The following is an 18,393-nucleotide window of genomic DNA, read 5'->3' on the forward strand; positions in this document are numbered from 1 at the left end:
AATTGACCGCTCGGCCGCCATAGACGCGCCGTGTTGCTTGAGGCTGGTGCTCCAACTCTACTTCAGTGCCGGGACCAGCCGCTCCATGGCCTGAGCGATGCGGGCAGGGGAAGAGGCGAAGCACAGGCGCAGATAGCCTTCACCGGCTGCACCGAAGGTCGAGCCCGGCGCCAGCCCGACGCCGCAGTCGAGCACAAGTTGCTTGGCGAAGGCCAGGCTGTCCGTCACGCCCTCGACTCCGAAGAAAGCATAGAAGGCCGCCTGCGGCTTGGCGATGGTCACCCGCGGGCATTGCGACAGGGCTTCGAAGACGATCTCGCCGCCCTGGCGGCAGCGGTTCACCATCTCCTCGACGAAGGGCTCGCCCTCGCGGATGGCCGCGACGGCCCCGTCCTGCAGGAAATGCTGCGCACCGGAGCTTGAGTACTCGATCAGCTTGCCGAATGTCTCGGCCATGGAGGGGGGATGCAGCAGCCAGCCCAGCCGCCAGCCGGTCATAGCCCAGGCCTTGGAGAAGGAGTGGACGCAGATCAGCGCGTCCTCCGGATCGGCAATGCTGGCGAAGGAGGGGGCCAGCGGTCGGTCATAGGTGAAGCGGTGGTAGACCTCGTCGGCGATGATCCAAAGCCCCTTCTCTCGCGCCAGGGCCAAGACCTCGCGCTGCTGCTCGCGCTCCATCATCCAGCCGGTGGGATTGCCGGGTGAGGCGATGAAGAGCGCGCGGGTGCGCGGGCCGATGGCCGCCTTCAGCCGATCGAGGTCGAGCAGGAAGCCTCCGTCTGAGCGGGGCGTCAGCGCGACCTCCACAGGGCGCCCGCCGGCTATGCTCACGGCTGCCATGGCGTTGGGCCAGATCGGCGAGACCAGTATCACCTCATCTTCCGGCTCCAGGATCGCCTGGAACACCAGTGCCAGCGCCGACATCCCCGAGGAGGTGACGGAGATGCGCTCCTGGTCCGGGGCGATGCCCAGGTGCTTTGCGTGGTAGTCGACCAGAGCGGCGCAGAGCGGCGGGATGCCACGCTTGTGGGTGTAGTAGGTGTTGCCAGCACGCAGGGAGGCGATGGCCGGCTCACAGATGAATTCCGGCGTCGGGACGTCACCTTCCCCAACCCAAAGTCCGATCACGTCGTCACGCTGGAAGCCCATCTCCCAGACCTGCTGAATGCCCGAGACCGGAAGCTCCGCCACCTGCCTGCGAATCGGCAATGGTGTGTCGTGGGAGGCAGGCCGAGCTTGGACGTTGCTGACAGACATGAATTGGACCTTCTGGACGCTGGCGGGACACTGGGACTATGAATCTACCTGCCAGACGCAACGCTGTCCTGGCAAGCAGCGCCTCTTCTGCGCAGGGCAGCTCTGCCCTTTCTTGGTCACAAGCTGAGGGCGTGAAACCCAGGAATGTCACACCTCTGCTCTGATGCTTCGACTAGAGTGTGTTTCGAGGCCATGGCGTCAGGCCATGGCTCGATCGTCCGGCGGCGGCAGACGGGTATGCCCATCCCCCATCCCCCCGTGTATCCGCCTTGCCGCCGCCGTGACGACTGGCAGCAGACTCTCCTCCTCTCGTTGCGGCGACAGGCCCCAGGATACTCCCCCTGGTAGGCCTGTCGGCTGCTGTGCGCCTTTTGCGGCGTGTGGCTTGCCCCAATGGAGCGGTTTGATCTCGCGTTGCCGGGCAATTGGTTGCACTATTCTTGCCGATTCCGGTCGAAACGACCGGACCATTGGCCGAGAGACTTCCCCCATGCTGCGTCGTGCGTCCACCGCGCCACTCTTCACCCTCACATTGGAACGGGGTGCCAAGGCGCCGCCGCTCTACCGTCAGGTCTATGACCAGGTGCGGCTGGCCGTGCTGGAGGGGCGCCTGCCACCGGGCACGCGCCTGCCATCGAGTCGGATTCTGGCTGACGAGCTGCGCTGCTCGCGCAACACCGTGGTGGGTGCGTTCGAACAGCTCCTGGCCGAAGGCTATCTCGAAGGGCACGTAGGCTCAGGCACCTATGTGTCCCGAGTACTACCGGACGAGCTGCTGGCCGTGCGACCGGAGCGTCCGGTCGCAACCAAGCCGACGGAGAGTGCACCGCCGACGCTGGGCAAGCGCGGCCATCGCTTGGCACGGCTCGAGCCACCGGGTGCACCCGCGCGGCGCGGTGACGGCCGGCGCGCCTTCGTGCCTGGCATGCCAGAGACGGCCTTCTTTCCCTTTTCGGTCTGGGGGCGTCTGGTGGGGCGCTTTTGGCGGGTGCCGCCGCGTGAACTGCTGCGCCCTGGAGAGCCGGGCGGCTTCCGCCCACTGCGCGAAGCCATTGCTGCCTACCTTCGCGCCGTGCGGGCGCTGCCGGTGGAGCCCGAGCAGGTATTTGTCACCTCAGGCGCCCAGCAGGCGCTCGATCTGGTGGCGCGGCTGCTCCTCGATCCCGGCGAACGGGTTTGGATCGAAGACCCCGGCTATGCTGGCTTGCGCGGTCCTCTGTTGGCGGCGGGCGCGGAGGTGGTGCCTTTGCCGGTGGACCAGGAGGGGATCGAGGTGGCCGAGGGGCAACGGCGGGCGCCCGATGCCCGCATGGCCGTGGTCACCCCGGCGCGGCAGTACCCGCTCGGACTGGCCATGACCCTGGCGCGGCGGCTGGAACTCCTGTCCTGGGCGCAGCAGGTCTCGGCCTGGGTAGTGGAGGACGACTACGACAGCGAATACCGCTACGCGGGTCGTCCCCTAGCGCCGCTGCAGTCGCTCGATGAGGGCGCTGGACGGGTGGTCTATATCGGCAGTCTCTCCAAGGTGCTCTTTCCTTCGATCCGGCTCGGCTACCTAGTGGTGCCGCCGGCGCTGGTGGAGCCGGTGACCCGCGCGCGGGCCGTGCTGGAGGATTATCCCGCGTTGGCGCTGCAGCCGGCCCTGGCCGCTTTCATACAGGAGGGCCACTTTGCCGCGCACCTGCGGCGGATGCGGGCGCTCTATCAGAGTCGTCAGGATGCCATGCTGGATGCAGCCCGGCGTCACCTGGTCGGCATGGTGCAATTGTCCGGCAGTGAGGCAGGCTTGCACCTGTTGGCGCGCCTGCAGCGCCCGATCACCGATCACCAGGCCAGCGCAGCGGCATCGGCGGAAGGTCTGATCGCGCCGCCGCTCTCCGCCTACTTCTACGACGGACCGCCAGGCGGAAGCAGCGATGCCTTGCTGCTCGGCTTTTCCGCCGTGCCCGAAGAGGTGATGGATGGACAGGTGGCGAAGCTGGCGCAGGCTCTGGAGCGCGCCGAAAGGTCGGCTCGCACCTGACCTGGGAGCAGTCTCCTGCCGTCAGCCCTGCGGCTCGATGCGAGACGGCACGATCTCACCATCTTCCAAACGTGGTGCCTGATAGTCGCTCCAGGCTTCCCCGCCGCGGTGGGCGTGGAACCAGAAGAGCGACGCGGCCAGCAGCACCACGGCCGAGAGGAACATTGCCAGCCAGGGCGCGCGCGTCCAGCCGGGCGGGTCGGGCTCATTGGCCTTGCGTGCTCGGTAGCGTGCCAAGACCATGTAGAGCCACCAGATCAGGAAAGGCGCTATCAGCGGCAGTACGACTGTCAGAAGCTTTCTCAGCATTCCTGGTCCAGGAGCCGTTCCGCCAGATTGTTCAGCATCCCCGCCGTCGCGCCCCAGATGTAGTAGTTGCGATAGGGATAGGCATAGAAGTAGCGCGCGCGACCCTCATAAGTCCGGGCATGGCGTTGCCGGTTGGCCGGGTTGAGGAAGAAATCCAAGGGCACCTCGAAGACCTCGTCCACCTCGCGCGGGTCGAGGATGAGTTGATCCAGAGCGATTTCCTCTTCGATCCAGCCCACGATCGGGGTCACCGCAAAGCCCGTGCGGGTCACATAGAGATCCAGTTGGCCCAGCGGCTGGATGCGCTCCGGCCCCAACCCGATCTCCTCGTGTGTCTCGCGTAGCGCCGTCGCGCGGGCATCGGCGTCCTGCGGCTCGGAGCAGCCGCCCGGAAAGGCGATCTGGCCGGCATGGTTCGTCAGGGCGCTGCTGCGTCGGGTCAGCAGGACGTGCGGTTCGCGCCGGCGCCCGAACAGGGGCACCAGGACGGCTGCCGGCCGTTCCCTGCCTCCGGGGCAGCGCAGGTCGGGGTTGAGATCGTGGTCGCCGCGCAAGACAGTCGTTGACTGCTCTGACGGCGCGTTCCCGCTGTGATTGTCACGCAGGACGGCCGCAAGCAGGTCGGGTGTCACGAGCGAGCGGCTGGACCCGGACTGGACGCGGTCAGGGGGAAAAAGTGTCCGTTGCTCCATACGCCCAGTCGTTCCTCCTTTCCCACGCTTTCCGATTCAGCCAAGTCGGCCAGATGATAATACACGGATCGGACGAGCCGTGCCTCAAGTCCAGGCCTGACCAGGATATAGGGACGCGGTTCCTCGCTGTCGCCCCGTTCCTCGACACGAAGCGGATGTTCGCCGTCCAGATCGACCCAGTCGTCCACATTGGTGCGCAGGCGTAGGCGCCGATCACGACCGCTGCCTTCCTGGGCGAGTTCCACCGCCAGGAAGGGCGCATCCTCGACCACCACCCGGCCACGCTCCACGGGCGTCACCAGCCAGTAGCTGCCGTCATCTTCTCGTCGCAAAACCGTGGAAAAGAGTTTCACCAGAGGTTGCCTGCGGATCGGGCTGCCTTGGTAGAACCAGGTTCCGTCTGCCGCGATGCGCATGTCCAGCTCACCGCCGTCGAGCAACCGGTCCGGCAGGTCCGTGAGGGTGCTGGCCTTGGCGCCCGTCTTCGGGGATGCTTGAGTGTCGTTCGGATCCGTCATCGCTCACACTGTGCTGCTGTATTGCACGCGAGGGAAGTAAGGAGAGGCCGTGACTAGCACCGACACAGCCGACCATCGAGCCGAAGCCGAACGCCTGGTAGGAGAAATCGAGAGCTTCGGCCTGCGCCTTTCCGACCTCCGTTCGGCAATCGGCAAGGTGATATTTGGGCAGTCGGAGGTCATCGATCAAACCCTGATCACCATGCTGGCCGGCGGGCATGCCCTGCTGGTGGGGGTGCCCGGGCTGGCCAAGACGCGGCTCGTGGAAACTCTGGGGCGGGTTTTCGGGCTCGATGAACGGCGCATTCAGTGCACGCCCGACTTGATGCCGGCCGACATTCTCGGCTCCGAGGTGCTGGAGGAAGGCGAGGGCGGTCGGCGCAGTTTCCGCTTCATTCCGGGGCCGGTCTTTGCCCAGGTGCTCATGGCCGACGAGATCAACCGCGCCAGCCCGCGTACCCAGTCGGCGCTGCTCCAGGCCATGCAGGAGCGCCGGGTGACTGTTGCCGGAAAGCCGCATGAGCTGCCAACCCCCTTCCATGTGCTGGCGACGCAGAACCCGCTGGAGCAAGAGGGCACCTATCCTCTGCCGGAAGCCCAGCTCGATCGTTTCTTCATGCAGATCGACGTGGGCTACCCCGACTACGAGGCCGAGCGCGAGATGCTGCTGGTCACCACGGGGGTTCACGACAGCACCCCAGTTGCCGTGCTCACGGCGGCCGATCTGCTCGCCGCCCAGCAGTTGGTGCGGCGCATGCCGGTGGGCGAGACGGTGGTCGACGCCATTCTCGGCCTGGTGCGGCGGGGGCGACCGGAGGAGAGCGAACTGGCCGAGGTGCGCGCTCATGTGGCGTGGGGGCCGGGGCCGCGCGCCAGCCAGGCGCTCATGCTGGCCGTGCGCGCTCGTGCCATGCTGGAAGGCCGGCTGGCCCCCTCGGTCGAGGACGTGATCACCATGGCGCCGCCGGTTCTGCGTCATCGCATGGCGCTCAACTTTGCGGCCCGCGCCGACGGCGTCTCGCTCGACGATGTCATCAACCGTCTGGCCGAGCCCTATCTGTGAGAATTCTCACCACTGCCTGAGGAGAGTCGCGCCCGCTCATGGCACCTGCTTCCAAGCAACGCAGTCCGCCCCTCGACGCACAGCGGCGCGGCGAAGCGCTGGCCGCGGGCCTGCCGCCGCTGCTCGTGGCGGCGGAGCGGGTGGCCGCGACGGTTGTCCAGGGGGTGCATGGTCGCCGGCGCGTGGGCCTGGGCGAGACCTTTTGGCAGTTCCGTAGCTATGAACCCGGCGATCCGCCGCAGCTGATTGATTGGCGGCAGACGGCAAAGAGCGATCGGGTGTACGTGCGTGATCTGGAGTGGGAAGCGGCGCAGTCGCTCTGGCTTTGGTCGGATGGCAGTGGCTCGATGAACTGGCAATCGATCGAGGCGGCGGAGCAGAAGAAGCGCCGGGCGGACGTCCTGCTGCTCGCCCTGGCATCGCTTCTGGTGAGGGGCGGCGAGCGTGTGGCCCTGCTCGGCAGTGGCCGGCGGCCCCACAGCGGGCGCGATGCCCTGCAGCGACTGGCGCTCGCCCTGGAGCGGGAGCAGGGCACGGAGCAGGGCGATGGGCAGGAGGGTGAGGGGCTGCCGCCGCGCGATACGCTGCCACGCCATTCTCGATTAATCCTCTTCAGCGATTTTCTGGCGCCGGTGGAGGCGATAGAGGCGCGCTTGCGCGTCTTTGCCGAGCGCGGCGTCGGCGGGCACCTTGTCCAAATCCTGGATCCGGCCGAACTCTCCTTTCCCTTCACCGGCCGCCTCAACTTCATCGGCCTGGAATCCGAGAAGTCCTGGCTGCTCAGCCGTAGCGAGGCCGTGCGCGGGGAGTACCTCAAGCGCATGGAGCGGCAGCGCGCGGCCCTGGCCGATCTGGCGCGCCGGCTCGGCTGGCGCTACCAGTTGCATCACACTGATCGCTCGGCTGAAGGCGCGCTGCTCAGTCTCTATCAGACCATCGGCACTCTGCCGACGGCCCGTGGAGGAGCGCGCTGATGCTCGGCTTTGGTCCGCTCGCCTTCGCCAGTCCCTGGCTGCTGCTGGCCCTCCTGGCCCTGCCGGTGCTCTGGTTCCTGTTGCGGGTCACGCCGCCGTCGCCGCGTCGGCAATTTTTTCCAGCCGTGCGCCTGCTCATGGGCCTGCGAACACCGGAAGAAACCCCGGCTCGCACGCCCTGGTGGCTTCTGTTGCTCCGACTGTTGATCGCTGCGCTGGTGATCCTGGCACTGGCACGGCCCATCCTCAATCCGACGGCGCCCTGGGGCGGGGAGGGACCGCTGGTGCTGGTGGTGGATGATGGCTGGTCTGCGGCCCTGGACTGGGATGCGCGGCAGGAGGCGGCCAATGCCCTCGTCGATCAGGCGGAACGGCGGGAGCGAGCCGTGCTGCTGCTGACGACGGCGCCGGCGCGGAGCGGACGCGCGCAGGAGCCCCAGGTTGCCGCCTTGCAGGATGCGGAGGCGGTGCGCCGACAGCTGCGCACGCTGTCGCCGAAACCCTGGGCGGTTGATCGGCAGCGCGTGGTCGAGGCCCTGCAGGACACGCGGCTGCCGGGACCGGCGCAGGTCTATTGGCTGGCCGACGGCCTGGATGCCCCGGGCACCACGGCCATGCTGCAGCGGCTGCGCCGATTGGGCGCCGTTACCATGCTGCGCGGCGCTGCGGACGAGGCGCCCAAGCTACTGCTGCCGCCGGAAAACGAAGGGGCAGAGATGCTTGTCCGGGCAGCCCGTGTCCCGGCAGACTTCAGTGAAACAGTCACACTGCGCGCCGTCGACGCCGAAGGATACGCCGTCGCCTCGACCGACCTGACCTTCGAGCCGGGCAGTGCCGAAGCGCGGCAGCCACTCGATCTGCCGTTGGAACTGCGCAACCGGATCGATCGCCTGCGTCTCGAACGTGAACAGGGGGCCGGCGCGGTGGTCCTGCTGGACGAGCGTTGGCGCCGGCGTCCGGTCGGTCTTGTGACCGTCAGTGCTGGCGCGGGCTCCCAGCCACTCCTCGACGAACTCTACTATCTGGAGCGCGCGCTCGATCCCTTCACCGAGATCTATCGCGGCAGTCTGGAGCAGCTTCTGGAGCGCCGTCCCGCGGTCATGATCCTGGCGGACAGCCGGCCGGGCAGTCCCTCCGAAGCAGCCTCCCTCCGCGAATGGGTGGAGGATGGCGGGCTGCTGCTGCACTTCGCCGGCCCGCGCTTGCTGGATACGCCCGACTCGTCGCTTCTGCCGGTGGAACTGCGCGACGGAAGCCGCACGCTGGGTGGAGCTCTTGCTTGGGATCGACCGGCCGGCCTCGGAGCCTTTCCGGCAGAGGGGCCGTTGAGTGGCTTGGCTGTGCCTGACGATGTCGTGGTGCGCCGCCAGGTGTTGGCCGAACCTGCGTTGGATCTGGCGGAGAAGACCTGGGCGCGTCTGGAAGACGGCACTCCCTTGATCACCGCCGAACGCTGGGAGGCGGGGTGGAGCGTTTTGGTGCACACGACCGCGAACGCCGAGTGGTCGAACCTGGCGCTTTCCGGTCTGTTCGTGGAATTGCTGCAGCGGGTGGTCGCGCTGAGCGAGGGTGTCGAGACCGACGGGGAGGAGGCGCTGCCGCCGCTCCGCCTGCTCGACGGATTCGGTCGCTTGGTCCGGCCGTCGCCTGGCGTGCAGTCCCTGCCTGCCGATTCGGAAGTGGTGCCCGGGCCGGCGCATCCGCCAGGGCTCTACGGTTCGGCCTTGTCTCGCCGGGCGTTGAACTTGGCAGAGGCGGTGCCGGCGCTGGAGCCGCTGCCCGAGGTGATTGGGGACGTGGCCATGGCGCCCTATCGGGCAGAGCGCGAGCAGTCGCTGATGCCGTGGCTGTTGACCGCAGCCTTGCTGCTCGCCCTGCTGGATCAGTTCCTTGGCCTGGCCTTGCGCGGGCTCCTGCCCGGACGGCCGCACCGCCGCTTGGGCCGCCTGGGCAGGAGACCGCGCCGTGGCGCCGGTGCCGCGGGCCTTGTCTGCGCGCTGGCGATCACCGGCCTTGTCATGGCGGACACAGCGCGGGCGCAGGATGGGTCAGCGGGCACCGATGAGAGCTATGCCTTCGCGGCACTGGAGGAGACCCGCCTGGCCTACGTGGTCACTGGCCAGACCGATATCGACGAGATGAGCCGTGCCGGACTTCTGGGGCTGAGCCAGATGCTCACGCGGCGCACGACCATCGAACCGGGCGAGCCGATGGGTGTGCGGCCCGGGCGTGACGAACTGGCCTTCTTCCCACTGGTGTACTGGCCCATCACCGCGAGCCAGGGCGGTCTGGATCAGGCAGGGCAGGATGCGCTCAACCGCTTTTTGGAGCATGGTGGCACCTTGCTGATCGATCTGCTGCGGCCCGACGCCCTGCGCGATGTCATGGGTGGCACAAACAGCAGGCTGCAGCAGACCACGGACGGCCTCGGCATTCCCCCCCTGCAGCCGCTTCCCCCGGATCACGTTCTGACCCGCGCCTTCTATCTCATTCAGGAGTTTCCGGGGCGCTACAGTGGCGCCGGCCTCTGGGTGGAGGAGACCGATGAGCGACGCCATGATGGAGTCGCCACCGTGATTCTCGGCGCCGGCGACTGGGCCTCTGCCTGGGCCGTGGATGCTCGAGGCCGCCCGATGGCTGCGGTGGTGCCCGGCGGAGAACGCCAACGCGAGATCGCCTATCGCTTCGGGATCAATCTCGTGATGTACGCCCTGACCGGCAACTACAAGGCCGACCAGGTACACGTGCCCTACATCCTTGAGCGCCTGGGACAGTAGGCGATGGCGCTTGATCTGGCCTTCTCCCCCTATCTGCCGACCTGGGCACTGCTTGTGCTGGGGCTGGGCGTGCTGTTGCTCGGGCTGCTCGCTATCCTGCGGCGTGCGCGCGGCGCCTGGTTGCGACTGGCTTCGGCTGCGCTGCTGCTGCTTCTGCTGGCCAATCCGGCGCTGATCCGTGAGCAACGCGAACCGCTGAACGACCTTGCGCTGGTCGTGGTCGACCGCAGCCCCAGCCAGGGGATCGAGGAGCGTCAGGCACAAACAAGCGCCGCCCTGGCCCGCTTGCGTGAACGCCTCTCCGATCTCCCTGTGACCGATGTGCGCGTGGTGGAAAGCCGGCCGGGCGGAGCCGAGCAGGATGATGGCACGCGGCTTTTCCGCGAGGTGGGCCGGGTCTTGGCCGAGGTCAACCGCGAGCAGGTGGGCGCCATCTTCCTGCTGAGCGACGGTCGGGTGCATGACGTGCCCGAGGACGCCGCCGCGCTAGGCATCGATGCGCCGATCCATCTGCTGCGCAGCGGTCGAGATGGCGAGCGCGACCGCCGGCTTTCGTTGATCAACGCTCCCAGCTACGGCCTGGTCGGAGAGCAGCTCGAGGTGAGCTTCCAGGTTGATGATCTGCCGCAAGCGGAAGAGGGTTTGGCAGAGGTCCGACTGTCGGTCGATGGTGAGGCCGTTGATTGGGAGGTGGTACGCCTCGGTCAAGAGCAGAGCCTAAGCTTCCACCTCGATCGCCGCGGACCTGCGGTGATCGAATTGGAGGTCGAGGCTGGTCCCGAGGAGCTGACGCTGATCAACAACCGGGACGGCACCATCGTGAACGGCGTGCGCGATCGACTGCGCGTCCTGTTGGTCTCGGGCGAGCCGCATGTGGGGGAGCGGGCCTGGCGCAACATCCTGAAGTCGGACCCCTCGGTCGATCTGGTCCACTTCACCATTCTGCGCCCGCCGGAGAAGCAAGACGGCACGCCGATCAGCGAGTTGGCTCTTATCGCCTTTCCCACGCGAGAACTCTTCGAGCTGAAGCTCCAGGAATTCGACCTGGTGATCTTCGACCGCTATCAGCGCCGTGGCATTCTGCCGACCAGCTACTACGAGAACATCGTGCGCTATGTCGAGGAGGGCGGCGCGCTTTTGGAGGCCGTGGGGCCGGTAACCGCAACGCCGCTTTCGGTGCATCGCACGCCGCTGCGCCAGGTGCTGCCGGGGGAGCCCAGCGGGCGGATTGTGGAGCAGGCCTTCCATCCGCGCATTACCGAGCGCGGGCAGCGCCACCCCGTGACAGCTGAACTTAACGGCTCCGCCCGCACTGGCCAGGCGGACACCCCGGCTTGGGGGCGCTGGTTCCGGCAGCTGGAAACGGTGCGGCGCCGGGGCGAGGTGGTGATGAGCGGAGCGGAAGAGCTGCCGCTGCTGATCCTCGACCGGGTCGGCGAGGGGCGCGTGGCCCAGTTGAACAGTGACCAGATCTGGCTGTGGAGCCGCGGCTTCGAGGGCGGAGGCCCGCAAGCCGAACTGCTTCGCCGTACGGCACACTGGCTGATGAAGGAGCCCGATCTGGAGGAAGAGGTTCTGCGTGCCCGTGTGGACGACGGCGAACTGCAGATCAGCCGCCGTAGCCTGGAGGAGGGGGATGCCGCGGTGACGGTGACGCTGCCCGATGGCGAGGAGCGGGAGGTGACACTCGAGGCGCAGGCTCCCGGGCTTGCCCAGGCGCGCCTGCCGGCCTCTCAGGCCGGCCTGCACCGGGTCACGGACGGCGAGAATGTGGCTCTGGCGCCGGCCGGCCCGGCCAATCCGCGCGAGTTCGAGGATCCGCGCGCGACCACGGAGATCCTGCAGCCGGTGATCGCGCAGACCGGCGGCGGCGCCAGAACGATGGAAGAGGGTCTGCCAGAGCTGCGCAAGGTGTCGCCCGGCCGTGATCGCGAAGGCCGCGGCTGGCTGGGCGTGGTGGGGCATGGGGCCTATCTGGTGACCGGCATCGAGCGGGTTGCGCTCTTCCCGGGGATCATCGCTCTGTTGCTCACCCTGGGCCTGCTTCTCTCGGCCTGGCGCCGCGAAGGACGATAGCGGCGCGGGCATCACCGTAGTATCAGGTGGCCGAGTGGCCGAAAAAAGAAGAAAGGCCGCTGGTTCCGCCAGCGGCCTTTCCTGACTCTGCTGTGGGCGGGAAGTCTCTCCCGCCACACCTCAGCGAGGGATCAGAGCAGCTTGCCCATCGCAACCGCCGTGTCGCTCATGCGGTTCGAGAAGCCCCATTCGTTGTCGTACCAGGACATGACCCGCACCAGGGTACCGTCGATCACCTGCGTGCCCGAGAGATCGAAGATCGAGCTGGCCGGGTGGTGGTTAAAGTCGATGGAGACCAGAGGCTCGTCGTTCACGTCCAGCACGCCCTTGAGCGGGCCACTGGCTGCCGCACGGATGGCGTCGTTGATCTCTTCGCGGGTCGTGCTGCGGCCGGCGTCGAACTTCAGGTCCACCAGGCTGACGTTCGGCGTGGGCACGCGGATGGCCACGCCGTCGAGCAGGCCCTTCAGTTCCGGCAGCACCAGGCCCACGGCCCGGGCGGCGCCGGTGGAGGTGGGGATCTGCGACAGGGCCGCCGCGCGGGCGCGGTGAAGGTCCTTATGCAGCGTGTCCACGGTGCGCTGGTCGCCGGTGTAGGCGTGAATGGTGGTCATGAAGCCGCGCTGGATGCCGACCGCCTCGTGCAGCACCGCAGCAACCGGCGCCAGGCAGTTGGTGGTGCAGGAAGCGTTGGAGATCACCTCATGGGCCGCCGTCAGTTTGTCGTGGTTGACGCCGTAAACCACCGTGAGGTCGGCATCGCCCGCCGGGGCGGAGATGATGACCTTCTTGGCTCCCCCCTGGAGGTGGGCCGCTGCCTTGTCGCGGCTGGCGAAGAGGCCCGTGCACTCCAGCACGATGTCGACGCCCAGATCGCCCCAGGGCAGCTTTGCCGGGTCGCGCTCGGCGAGGACCTTGATCTCCTTACCGTCGACCAGAAGCGCAGCTTCCCGGGATTCGACTTGGCCGGGATAGCGACCGTGCACCGAATCGTACTTCAAGAGGTGGGCGTTGGCTTCGGCCGTGCCCAGGTCGTTGATCGCCACGAACTCAATATCGTCGCGCTTAGATTCCGCGGCTGCCCGCAACACCAGGCGACCGATACGGCCGAAGCCGTTGATACCGACACGAACTGCCATCCCTTTAGTCCTCCACCAGGTTGAGAATGTCCGCCATCACAGGCCGTTGCGTACGGCCTTTACGATTGCGTCCACCGTGATGCCGAAGTGCTCGTAAAGCTGTTCCGCGGGCCCCGAGGCACCGAAACCCTGCATGCCGATGTAGACGCCGTCCGGACCCAGCCAGCGCGGCCAGCCGAAGGGACCGGCCGCCTCGATGGCCACGGGCAGGGCACCCGGCCCCATCACTTCGTCGCGGTAGTGAGGCGGCTGCTCCAGGAAGAGCTCCCATGACGGCATGGAGACGACGGCTGCCGAGATGCCTTCCTCGCGCAGTTGCGCCTGGGCCTGGAGTGCCAGATGCACTTCAGAGCCGCTGGCGAAGAGCGTTGCCTGACGCGCACCGGCGGCAGGGGAGAGGATGTAGGCTCCCAGCGCCGACCAGTTGTCCTCCCCGGCCTCCTGGCGAACCGTCGGCAGGCCCTGGCGGGTCAGCGCCAGGATGGAGGGCCGCTCCTGGGTTTGCAGCGCCACCTGCCAGCACTCCGCGGTTTCGATTGCGTCGGCCGGGCGGAAGACGTTGAGGTTGGGCATGGCGCGCAGGGCCGCCAGATGCTCGACCGGCTGATGGGTCGGGCCATCTTCGCCCAGACCGATGGAGTCGTGGGTCATCACATAGACCACCCGCTTGCCCATCAGCGCCGACAGCCGGATCGAGGGTCGGCAGTAGTCGGAGAAGACCAGGAAGGTCCCGCCGTAGGGGACGACGCCACCGTGCAGGGCGAGGCCGTTCATCGCCGCGGCCATGCCGTGCTCGCGGATGCCGTAGTAGACGTACTGTCCGGAGTAGTCATCGGCGGTGATCGGCTGCTGCGCCTTGGCCTTGGTGTTGTTGGAGCCGGTCAGGTCGGCTGAGCCGCCCACCAACTCCGGCAGGATCCCCGCCAGGGTTTCGATGACGTTGCCCGAGGCCTGGCGCGTTGCCACCTTCGGCTGCTCGCTTTGCACCTTCCGCTTGAAGTCCAGGATGGCCTGGTCAAAGCCCTCGGGGAGATCGCCGGCCATGCGCCGCTGAAACTCCTGGCGCAGCTCTGCCGGCGCGGCCTGCAGGCGGGCTTCCCAGGCATCGGCGGTGGCGGCGCCGCGGCGGCCGATGGCGCGCCAGGCTTCCAGCACCGCATCGGGAATCTCGAAGGGCGCATGCGGCCAGCCCAGGGCCTCGCGCGTCGCGGCGATCTCGTCGTCGCCCAGCGGGGCCCCATGCGTCGCCGCGGTGCCCTGCTTGTTCGGCGAACCAAAGCCGATCACCGTGCGGCAGGCGATCAGTGCCGGCTTCGTGGTGTCGACCTGCGCGGCGGCGATCGCTGCGGCAACGGCCTCAGGGTCGTGACCGTCCACCTGAAAGGTCTGCCAGCCGTAGGACTCGAAGCGGCGCAGTTGGTCGTCGGAGCAGGAGAGGCTGGTGGCGCCGTCGATGGAGATGCCGTTGTCGTCGAAGAGAACGATCAGCTTGCCGAGATTGAGGTGCCCTGCCAAGGAGCCAACTTCGTGACTGATGCCCTCCATCAGGCAGCCGTCGCCGGCGATCGCGTAGGTGAAGTGGTCCACCAGATCCTTGCCGAAGCGCGCTGCCATGATGCGCTCGGCCAGTGCCATTCCGACGGCGTTGCCCAGGCCTTGGCCCAGCGGACCGGTGGTGGTCTCAATGCCCTTGGCGTGGCCGTACTCGGGATGGCCGGCGGTGCGGCTGCCGAGCTGGCGGAAGTTCTTGAGCTCCTCCAGCGTCATGTCCGGATAGCCGGTCAGGTGCAGCAGGGAGTAGAGCAGCATGGAGCCGTGCCCGGCCGAGAGCACGAAGCGATCGCGGTCAGGCCAGTCGGGGCGCTGGGGATCGAACTTCAGGAAACGATCGAACAGCACTGTCGCTACATCGGCCATGCCCATGGGCATGCCCGGATGCCCGGACTTGGCTTTCTGGACCGCATCCATGGACAGGGCACGGATCGCGTTGGCGAGATCCTTGCGGCTCACGTCGGTTCCGGCCGCGGGTGTCGCCGGCGAAGCGTTCATCTGGCACTCACTAATCTTGGTTCAGGCTCGGTCGAGGCGCTGTGGGGAGAACGCGCGAAAGGCTCCGCCCGTTGCAGCATTGCGCTGCACAATGCCGAGACAGGGGGCGGGGGTCAACCGACGAACCGGGCCAGCCTAACCGTGCCATGGGTGAAGAGCAAAGGTGTCGTTGACCCCGACTCCCGCGCATCCCTATTCTGGCCTCGAGAGCGGTGCGGCCCTGCGATGAGGCAAGCGGTACCTTCTCGTACTTATAAGATTCCTGGAAAGGTCTTTTTCATGAGCATATCCGAGCCGACCGGCTACGCAGTATCAGGGGCGCAGGACGGCAACCCGGTGGCCGCGGCCGCGCATCGTCTGGATGATGCTTTGGGGCGGCTGGAAGCGCTGGTGGAAAAACGAGCGGCCCGAGAGGGCGAACTGCAGTCGGCCTTGCGCGAGGCGCGTGACGAGAATGCGCAGCTTCGCGAACTGCTGCAGACCCTGGCCGGGCGGGTCGACGCGGCGGTCAGCCGGCTGGAAGAGGTGCTGGAGGAGTAGGAGCTTTGGCGCGTGTTAATCTCTCCGTAAATGGCCGCTCCTACGAAGTGGCCTGTGCCGACGGTCAGGAAGAGCAGTTGGAGCGTCTGGGCGCCGACCTCGATCGGCGCATTCACGAGCTTGTTTCGCGGCTGGGGCAGGTGGGAGAGGCACGCCTGCTGCTTCTGGGCGCCTTGTTGATCGCCAATGAGGCCGAGGCACTCCGTAACGGGGCCTCGGGTACCGAGGATGGTGGCACGCTGGAACTGCTGCAAAGCGCCGCGCAGCGGGTCGATACCCTTGCAGCACGCCTTGAGGAAGCCTAAGTCTGGCCGCGGCGGACAGCGAGCCGCCGAGGGGCTGCTGCGGAGTGCGTCAGGTTTTTTCGATCCCTGGGGCCAATGCACATCTCTAGGGAGCTGCCTCTGTCGGGGTCCTGGCCTCGTTACGCGGTGCCCACCTGTCCATGACAGGCCACAGAGGATGAATCGCAACCGACGGCTCAGGCGGCACCCCTTTTTGCTCTACTCTGCTCTGCAACCGTGTTTCGGGGGTGCGCCGTGAGTGCGCCAAAAGACGATCTCGCGGCGGTGAAGCAGGCCTTGCGCAAGGAAGCGCAGGCCGCACGCGCCGCTGCTGCGGCTGCCGCACCCCAGGATGCGGCCGAGCGCATGAGGGATTCTCTGCTGCAGAGGGTCACCACCTGGCCCGGTGCCGTGGTCTCGGCCTATTGGCCTATGGGAGATGAACTGGACCCCCTTCCGGCCGTGAAGGCGCTGGCGGCTCAGGGGCATCCCATTTGCCTGCCGGTGGTCATTGGCAACAACCAGCCGCTGGTGTTCCGCGCCTGGAAGCCGGGCAATCCTCTTGTGCCCGCGGCCTTTGGCACGCGCGAGCCGCCTGCGGAGTCGCCGGAAATGGAACCGGACCTGCTGCTGGTGCCGCTGCTTGCCTTTGATCGGCGCGGCTATCGTCTCGGCTACGGCGGTGGCTTCTACGATCGCACCCTGGTGGCAATGCGCGCACGCAAGGCGATCCAGGCGGTCGGCATTGGTTTTGCCGGCCAAGAGCTGCCGGAGGTGCCCCATGACGAACTGGATCAGAAGGTTGATCTGATCGTGACCGAAACCGGGGCCATCACGCCCGAATGACGCAGGCTTGCCGCGCGGGCAGGACAAGGATTTTTCATGCGACTGCTATTCTGCGGTGATCTCGTCGGCCGATCGGGTCGCGAGGTGGTGCTGCAGCATCTTCCTGAGCTGAGACGCTCCTTGAACCTCGATTTCATCGTGGTGAACGGTGAGAACGCCGCGGCGGGATTCGGCATCACCCGAAAGATCAGTGACGAGGTCTTTGCGGCCGGTGCCGATGTGATCAGCGGCGGCAATCACTCCTGGGATCAGCGCGAGGCGCTTACCTTCATCGACGCGGAACCGCGTTTGCTGCGCCCGCTCAACTATCCGCCGGGCACGCCAGGACGCGGCGCGGGCGTCTTCTCCGCCGGCGGTCGCAAGGTGCTGGTGATCAATGTGATGGGCCGGGTCTTCATGGACCCGCTCGACGACCCCTTCCGCGCCGTCGAGCAGGAGTTGTCCCGCCATCGGCTCGGGTCGACGGTGGACGCGATCATCGTTGACGTGCATGCCGAAGCCAGCAGCGAGAAGATGGCCATGGGGCATTTTCTTGATGGACGCGTCAGCCTCGTGGTCGGCACGCACACGCATATTCCCACGGCGGACGCGCAGCTGCTCCCCGGCGGGACGGCTTACCAGACCGACGCCGGCATGTGCGGCGACTACGATTCGGTCATTGGCATGGACAAGCGCGTGCCCCTGGAACGCTTCACCCGCAAGCTGCCCACCGAGCGGATGGCGGCGGCGCAGGGGCCGGGAACGCTCTGTGCGGTCTTTGTCGAGACCGACGACCGCACCGGCTTGGCACAACGCGTCGAGCCCCTGCGTCTCGGTGGCCGCCTGCACGAACAACGTCCGCAGTAGTCCCGGCAGAAGCTCGAAGCGCCCGGGGCCGCATCAGACCGCAGATCGCGTGGCGCTTTTCGCCGGCCGGTGAAACCTGATAGAAGGCATCATCGCTGCCTCGCCGCGCTGTGCGGCCGGGGATGAAACGCGAGCCTTCTTGCCGGACGCATCTGCTTCGGTCCTGCCCCAAGGGACCGGGCGCTGTGCGCCGCTGGGCTTTAATCGGGTAGCCGAACAATCGGGATCGAATGAACCATGGCGGGTCATAGCCAATTCAAGAACATCATGTATCGCAAAGGGGCGCAGGATAAAAAGCGCGCCCAGCAGTTTGCAAAGCTCGGCCGCGAGATCATCGTTGCGGCCAAGAGCGGCGGGGGAGACCCGGAGGGCAATCCCCGCCTGCGCGCAGCCATCCAGGCGGCTCGCGCCGCCAACATGCCGAAGGACAACGTGGAGCGCGCGATCAAGCGCGCCACCGGCGAAGGAGCCGACGTCAACTACGAGGAGATCCGCTATGAGGGCTATGGCCCTGGCGGTGTGGCGGTGATGGTCGAGGCGCTGACCGACAACCGCAACCGCACCGCGGCGGAGGTCCGCACGATCTTTTCCAAGAACGGCGGCTCGCTGGGCGAGACCAACTCGGTCTCCTTCCAGTTCGAGCGCGTGGGCGAGATCGTTCTGCCTGCCGAGGCGGGAGATGCGGACAGCCTCTTCGAGGCAGCGGCGGAAGCCGGGGCGCAAGACGTGCAATCAAGTGAAGAGGAGCACGTCATCACCTGCGCGGCGGACGACTTCTCGGACGTGCGCGATCGGATCAGTGAGCGTTTTGGCGATCCGCGGAGCGCCTCGCTCGTCTGGCGGCCGCTGAACACCACCCCGGTCAACGAGGAGCAGGCCCAGACTCTGTTCAAGCTGATCGATGCGCTCGACGACAACGACGACGTGCAGCAGGTCTCGGCCAACTACGACATTGCCGACGACGTGCTGGCGCGTCTGACTGCCTGAGGCCATTCCATGT

The 18,393-nt window shown here is 67.0% G+C and carries 16 protein-coding genes and 1 other RNA gene; 11 read left to right on the forward strand and 6 right to left on the reverse strand.

The annotated features are described in order from the left end of the window. Nucleotides 1-57: 57 nt before the first annotated feature. Nucleotides 58-1,257, reverse strand: a complete 1,200-nt coding sequence (locus P2G67_RS01755) for a pyridoxal phosphate-dependent aminotransferase (RefSeq protein WP_275819408.1) — start codon at nt 1,255-1,257, stop codon at nt 58-60. 490 nt (nt 1,258-1,747) lie between these two features. Here P2G67_RS01755 and pdxR point away from each other — a divergent pair, with 490 nt between their 5' ends. Beyond that, nucleotides 1,748-3,280: a MocR-like pyridoxine biosynthesis transcription factor PdxR gene (gene pdxR / locus P2G67_RS01760; RefSeq protein WP_275819410.1), complete on the forward strand. Its 1,533-nt coding sequence runs from the start codon at nt 1,748-1,750 to the stop codon at nt 3,278-3,280. Between the two features lie 21 nt (nt 3,281-3,301). Here pdxR and P2G67_RS01765 read toward each other — a convergent pair whose 3' ends face one another. Genes P2G67_RS01765 through P2G67_RS01775 form a run of 3 tightly spaced genes read right to left on the reverse strand, consistent with a single transcriptional unit; the run spans nt 3,302 to nt 4,799 of the window. Next, the gene (locus P2G67_RS01765; RefSeq protein ID WP_275819413.1) at nt 3,302-3,589 is read right to left on the reverse strand and encodes a hypothetical protein; all 288 of its coding nucleotides are present in this window, start codon (nt 3,587-3,589) and stop codon (nt 3,302-3,304) included. Beyond that, nucleotides 3,583-4,281 (reverse strand): CoA pyrophosphatase, encoded by a 699-nt coding sequence (locus P2G67_RS01770; protein ID WP_275819415.1) that lies wholly within the window; start codon nt 4,279-4,281, stop codon nt 3,583-3,585. The genes P2G67_RS01765 and P2G67_RS01770 overlap by 7 nt, the downstream gene beginning before the upstream one ends. Continuing rightward, nucleotides 4,218-4,799 carry a DUF1285 domain-containing protein gene (locus tag P2G67_RS01775; RefSeq protein WP_275819417.1) on the reverse strand — a complete coding sequence of 194 codons (582 nt, stop codon included), beginning with the start codon at nt 4,797-4,799 and terminating at the stop codon, nt 4,218-4,220. Before P2G67_RS01775 ends, P2G67_RS01770 begins: the two co-directional genes overlap by 64 nt. Nucleotides 4,800-4,848: 49 nt before the next feature. Between P2G67_RS01775 and P2G67_RS01780 the strand changes: the two genes are divergently transcribed. From P2G67_RS01780 to P2G67_RS01795, 4 genes are read left to right on the forward strand one after another with little or no spacing between them, the layout of a single operon-like run. Further along, nucleotides 4,849-5,862, forward strand: a complete 1,014-nt coding sequence (locus P2G67_RS01780; RefSeq protein ID WP_322099620.1) for an AAA family ATPase — start codon at nt 4,849-4,851, stop codon at nt 5,860-5,862. Nucleotides 5,863-5,900: 38 nt separating this feature from the next. Further along, the gene (locus P2G67_RS01785) at nt 5,901-6,836 is read left to right on the forward strand and encodes a DUF58 domain-containing protein (protein WP_275819419.1); all 936 of its coding nucleotides are present in this window, start codon (nt 5,901-5,903) and stop codon (nt 6,834-6,836) included. Further along, the gene (locus P2G67_RS01790; protein WP_275819421.1) at nt 6,836-9,613 is read left to right on the forward strand and encodes a DUF4159 domain-containing protein; all 2,778 of its coding nucleotides are present in this window, start codon (nt 6,836-6,838) and stop codon (nt 9,611-9,613) included. Before P2G67_RS01785 ends, P2G67_RS01790 begins: the two co-directional genes overlap by 1 nt. Before the next feature lie 3 nt (nt 9,614-9,616). Then, nucleotides 9,617-11,689 carry a hypothetical protein gene (locus tag P2G67_RS01795; protein ID WP_275819423.1) on the forward strand — a complete coding sequence of 691 codons (2,073 nt, stop codon included), beginning with the start codon at nt 9,617-9,619 and terminating at the stop codon, nt 11,687-11,689. 131 nt (nt 11,690-11,820) lie between these two features. Here the strand turns inward: P2G67_RS01795 and gap are convergent, their stop codons facing one another. Continuing rightward, nucleotides 11,821-12,828 carry a type I glyceraldehyde-3-phosphate dehydrogenase gene (gene gap, locus P2G67_RS01800; protein ID WP_275819425.1) on the reverse strand — a complete coding sequence of 336 codons (1,008 nt, stop codon included), beginning with the start codon at nt 12,826-12,828 and terminating at the stop codon, nt 11,821-11,823. Between the two features lie 36 nt (nt 12,829-12,864). Continuing rightward, nucleotides 12,865-14,877, reverse strand: coding sequence for a transketolase (gene tkt / locus P2G67_RS01805; RefSeq protein ID WP_275819427.1), 2,013 nt, complete (start codon nt 14,875-14,877; stop codon nt 12,865-12,867). Between the two features lie 279 nt (nt 14,878-15,156). Between tkt and P2G67_RS01810 the strand changes: the two genes are divergently transcribed. The 6 genes from P2G67_RS01810 to P2G67_RS01835 all read left to right on the forward strand — a co-directional run bounded on the left by P2G67_RS01810 (nt 15,157) and on the right by P2G67_RS01835 (nt 18,380). Next, a complete protein-coding gene (locus P2G67_RS01810; protein WP_275819429.1) occupies nt 15,157-15,417 on the forward strand; it encodes a hypothetical protein in 261 nt (86 codons plus the stop codon). Nucleotides 15,418-15,422: 5 nt separating this feature from the next. After that, nucleotides 15,423-15,722, forward strand: coding sequence for a cell division protein ZapA (locus tag P2G67_RS01815; RefSeq protein ID WP_275819431.1), 300 nt, complete (start codon nt 15,423-15,425; stop codon nt 15,720-15,722). Between the two features lie 31 nt (nt 15,723-15,753). Then, nucleotides 15,754-15,913, forward strand: a non-coding RNA gene (gene ssrS / locus P2G67_RS01820) — 6S RNA. Between the two features lie 43 nt (nt 15,914-15,956). Further along, nucleotides 15,957-16,547, forward strand: a complete 591-nt coding sequence (locus tag P2G67_RS01825) for a 5-formyltetrahydrofolate cyclo-ligase (protein WP_275819433.1) — start codon at nt 15,957-15,959, stop codon at nt 16,545-16,547. A 36-nt stretch (nt 16,548-16,583) separates the two neighbouring features. After that, a complete protein-coding gene (locus P2G67_RS01830; protein WP_275819435.1) occupies nt 16,584-17,393 on the forward strand; it encodes a TIGR00282 family metallophosphoesterase in 810 nt (269 codons plus the stop codon). Nucleotides 17,394-17,630: 237 nt separating this feature from the next. After that, nucleotides 17,631-18,380, forward strand: a complete 750-nt coding sequence (locus tag P2G67_RS01835; RefSeq protein ID WP_275819437.1) for a YebC/PmpR family DNA-binding transcriptional regulator — start codon at nt 17,631-17,633, stop codon at nt 18,378-18,380. The last annotated feature ends 13 nt before the right edge of the window (nt 18,381-18,393 follow it).

The sequence above is a fragment of the Aquibaculum arenosum genome (genome assembly GCF_029222965.1).
In the GTDB taxonomy this organism is placed as follows: domain Bacteria; phylum Pseudomonadota; class Alphaproteobacteria; order Kiloniellales; family DSM-21159; genus Aquibaculum; species Aquibaculum arenosum.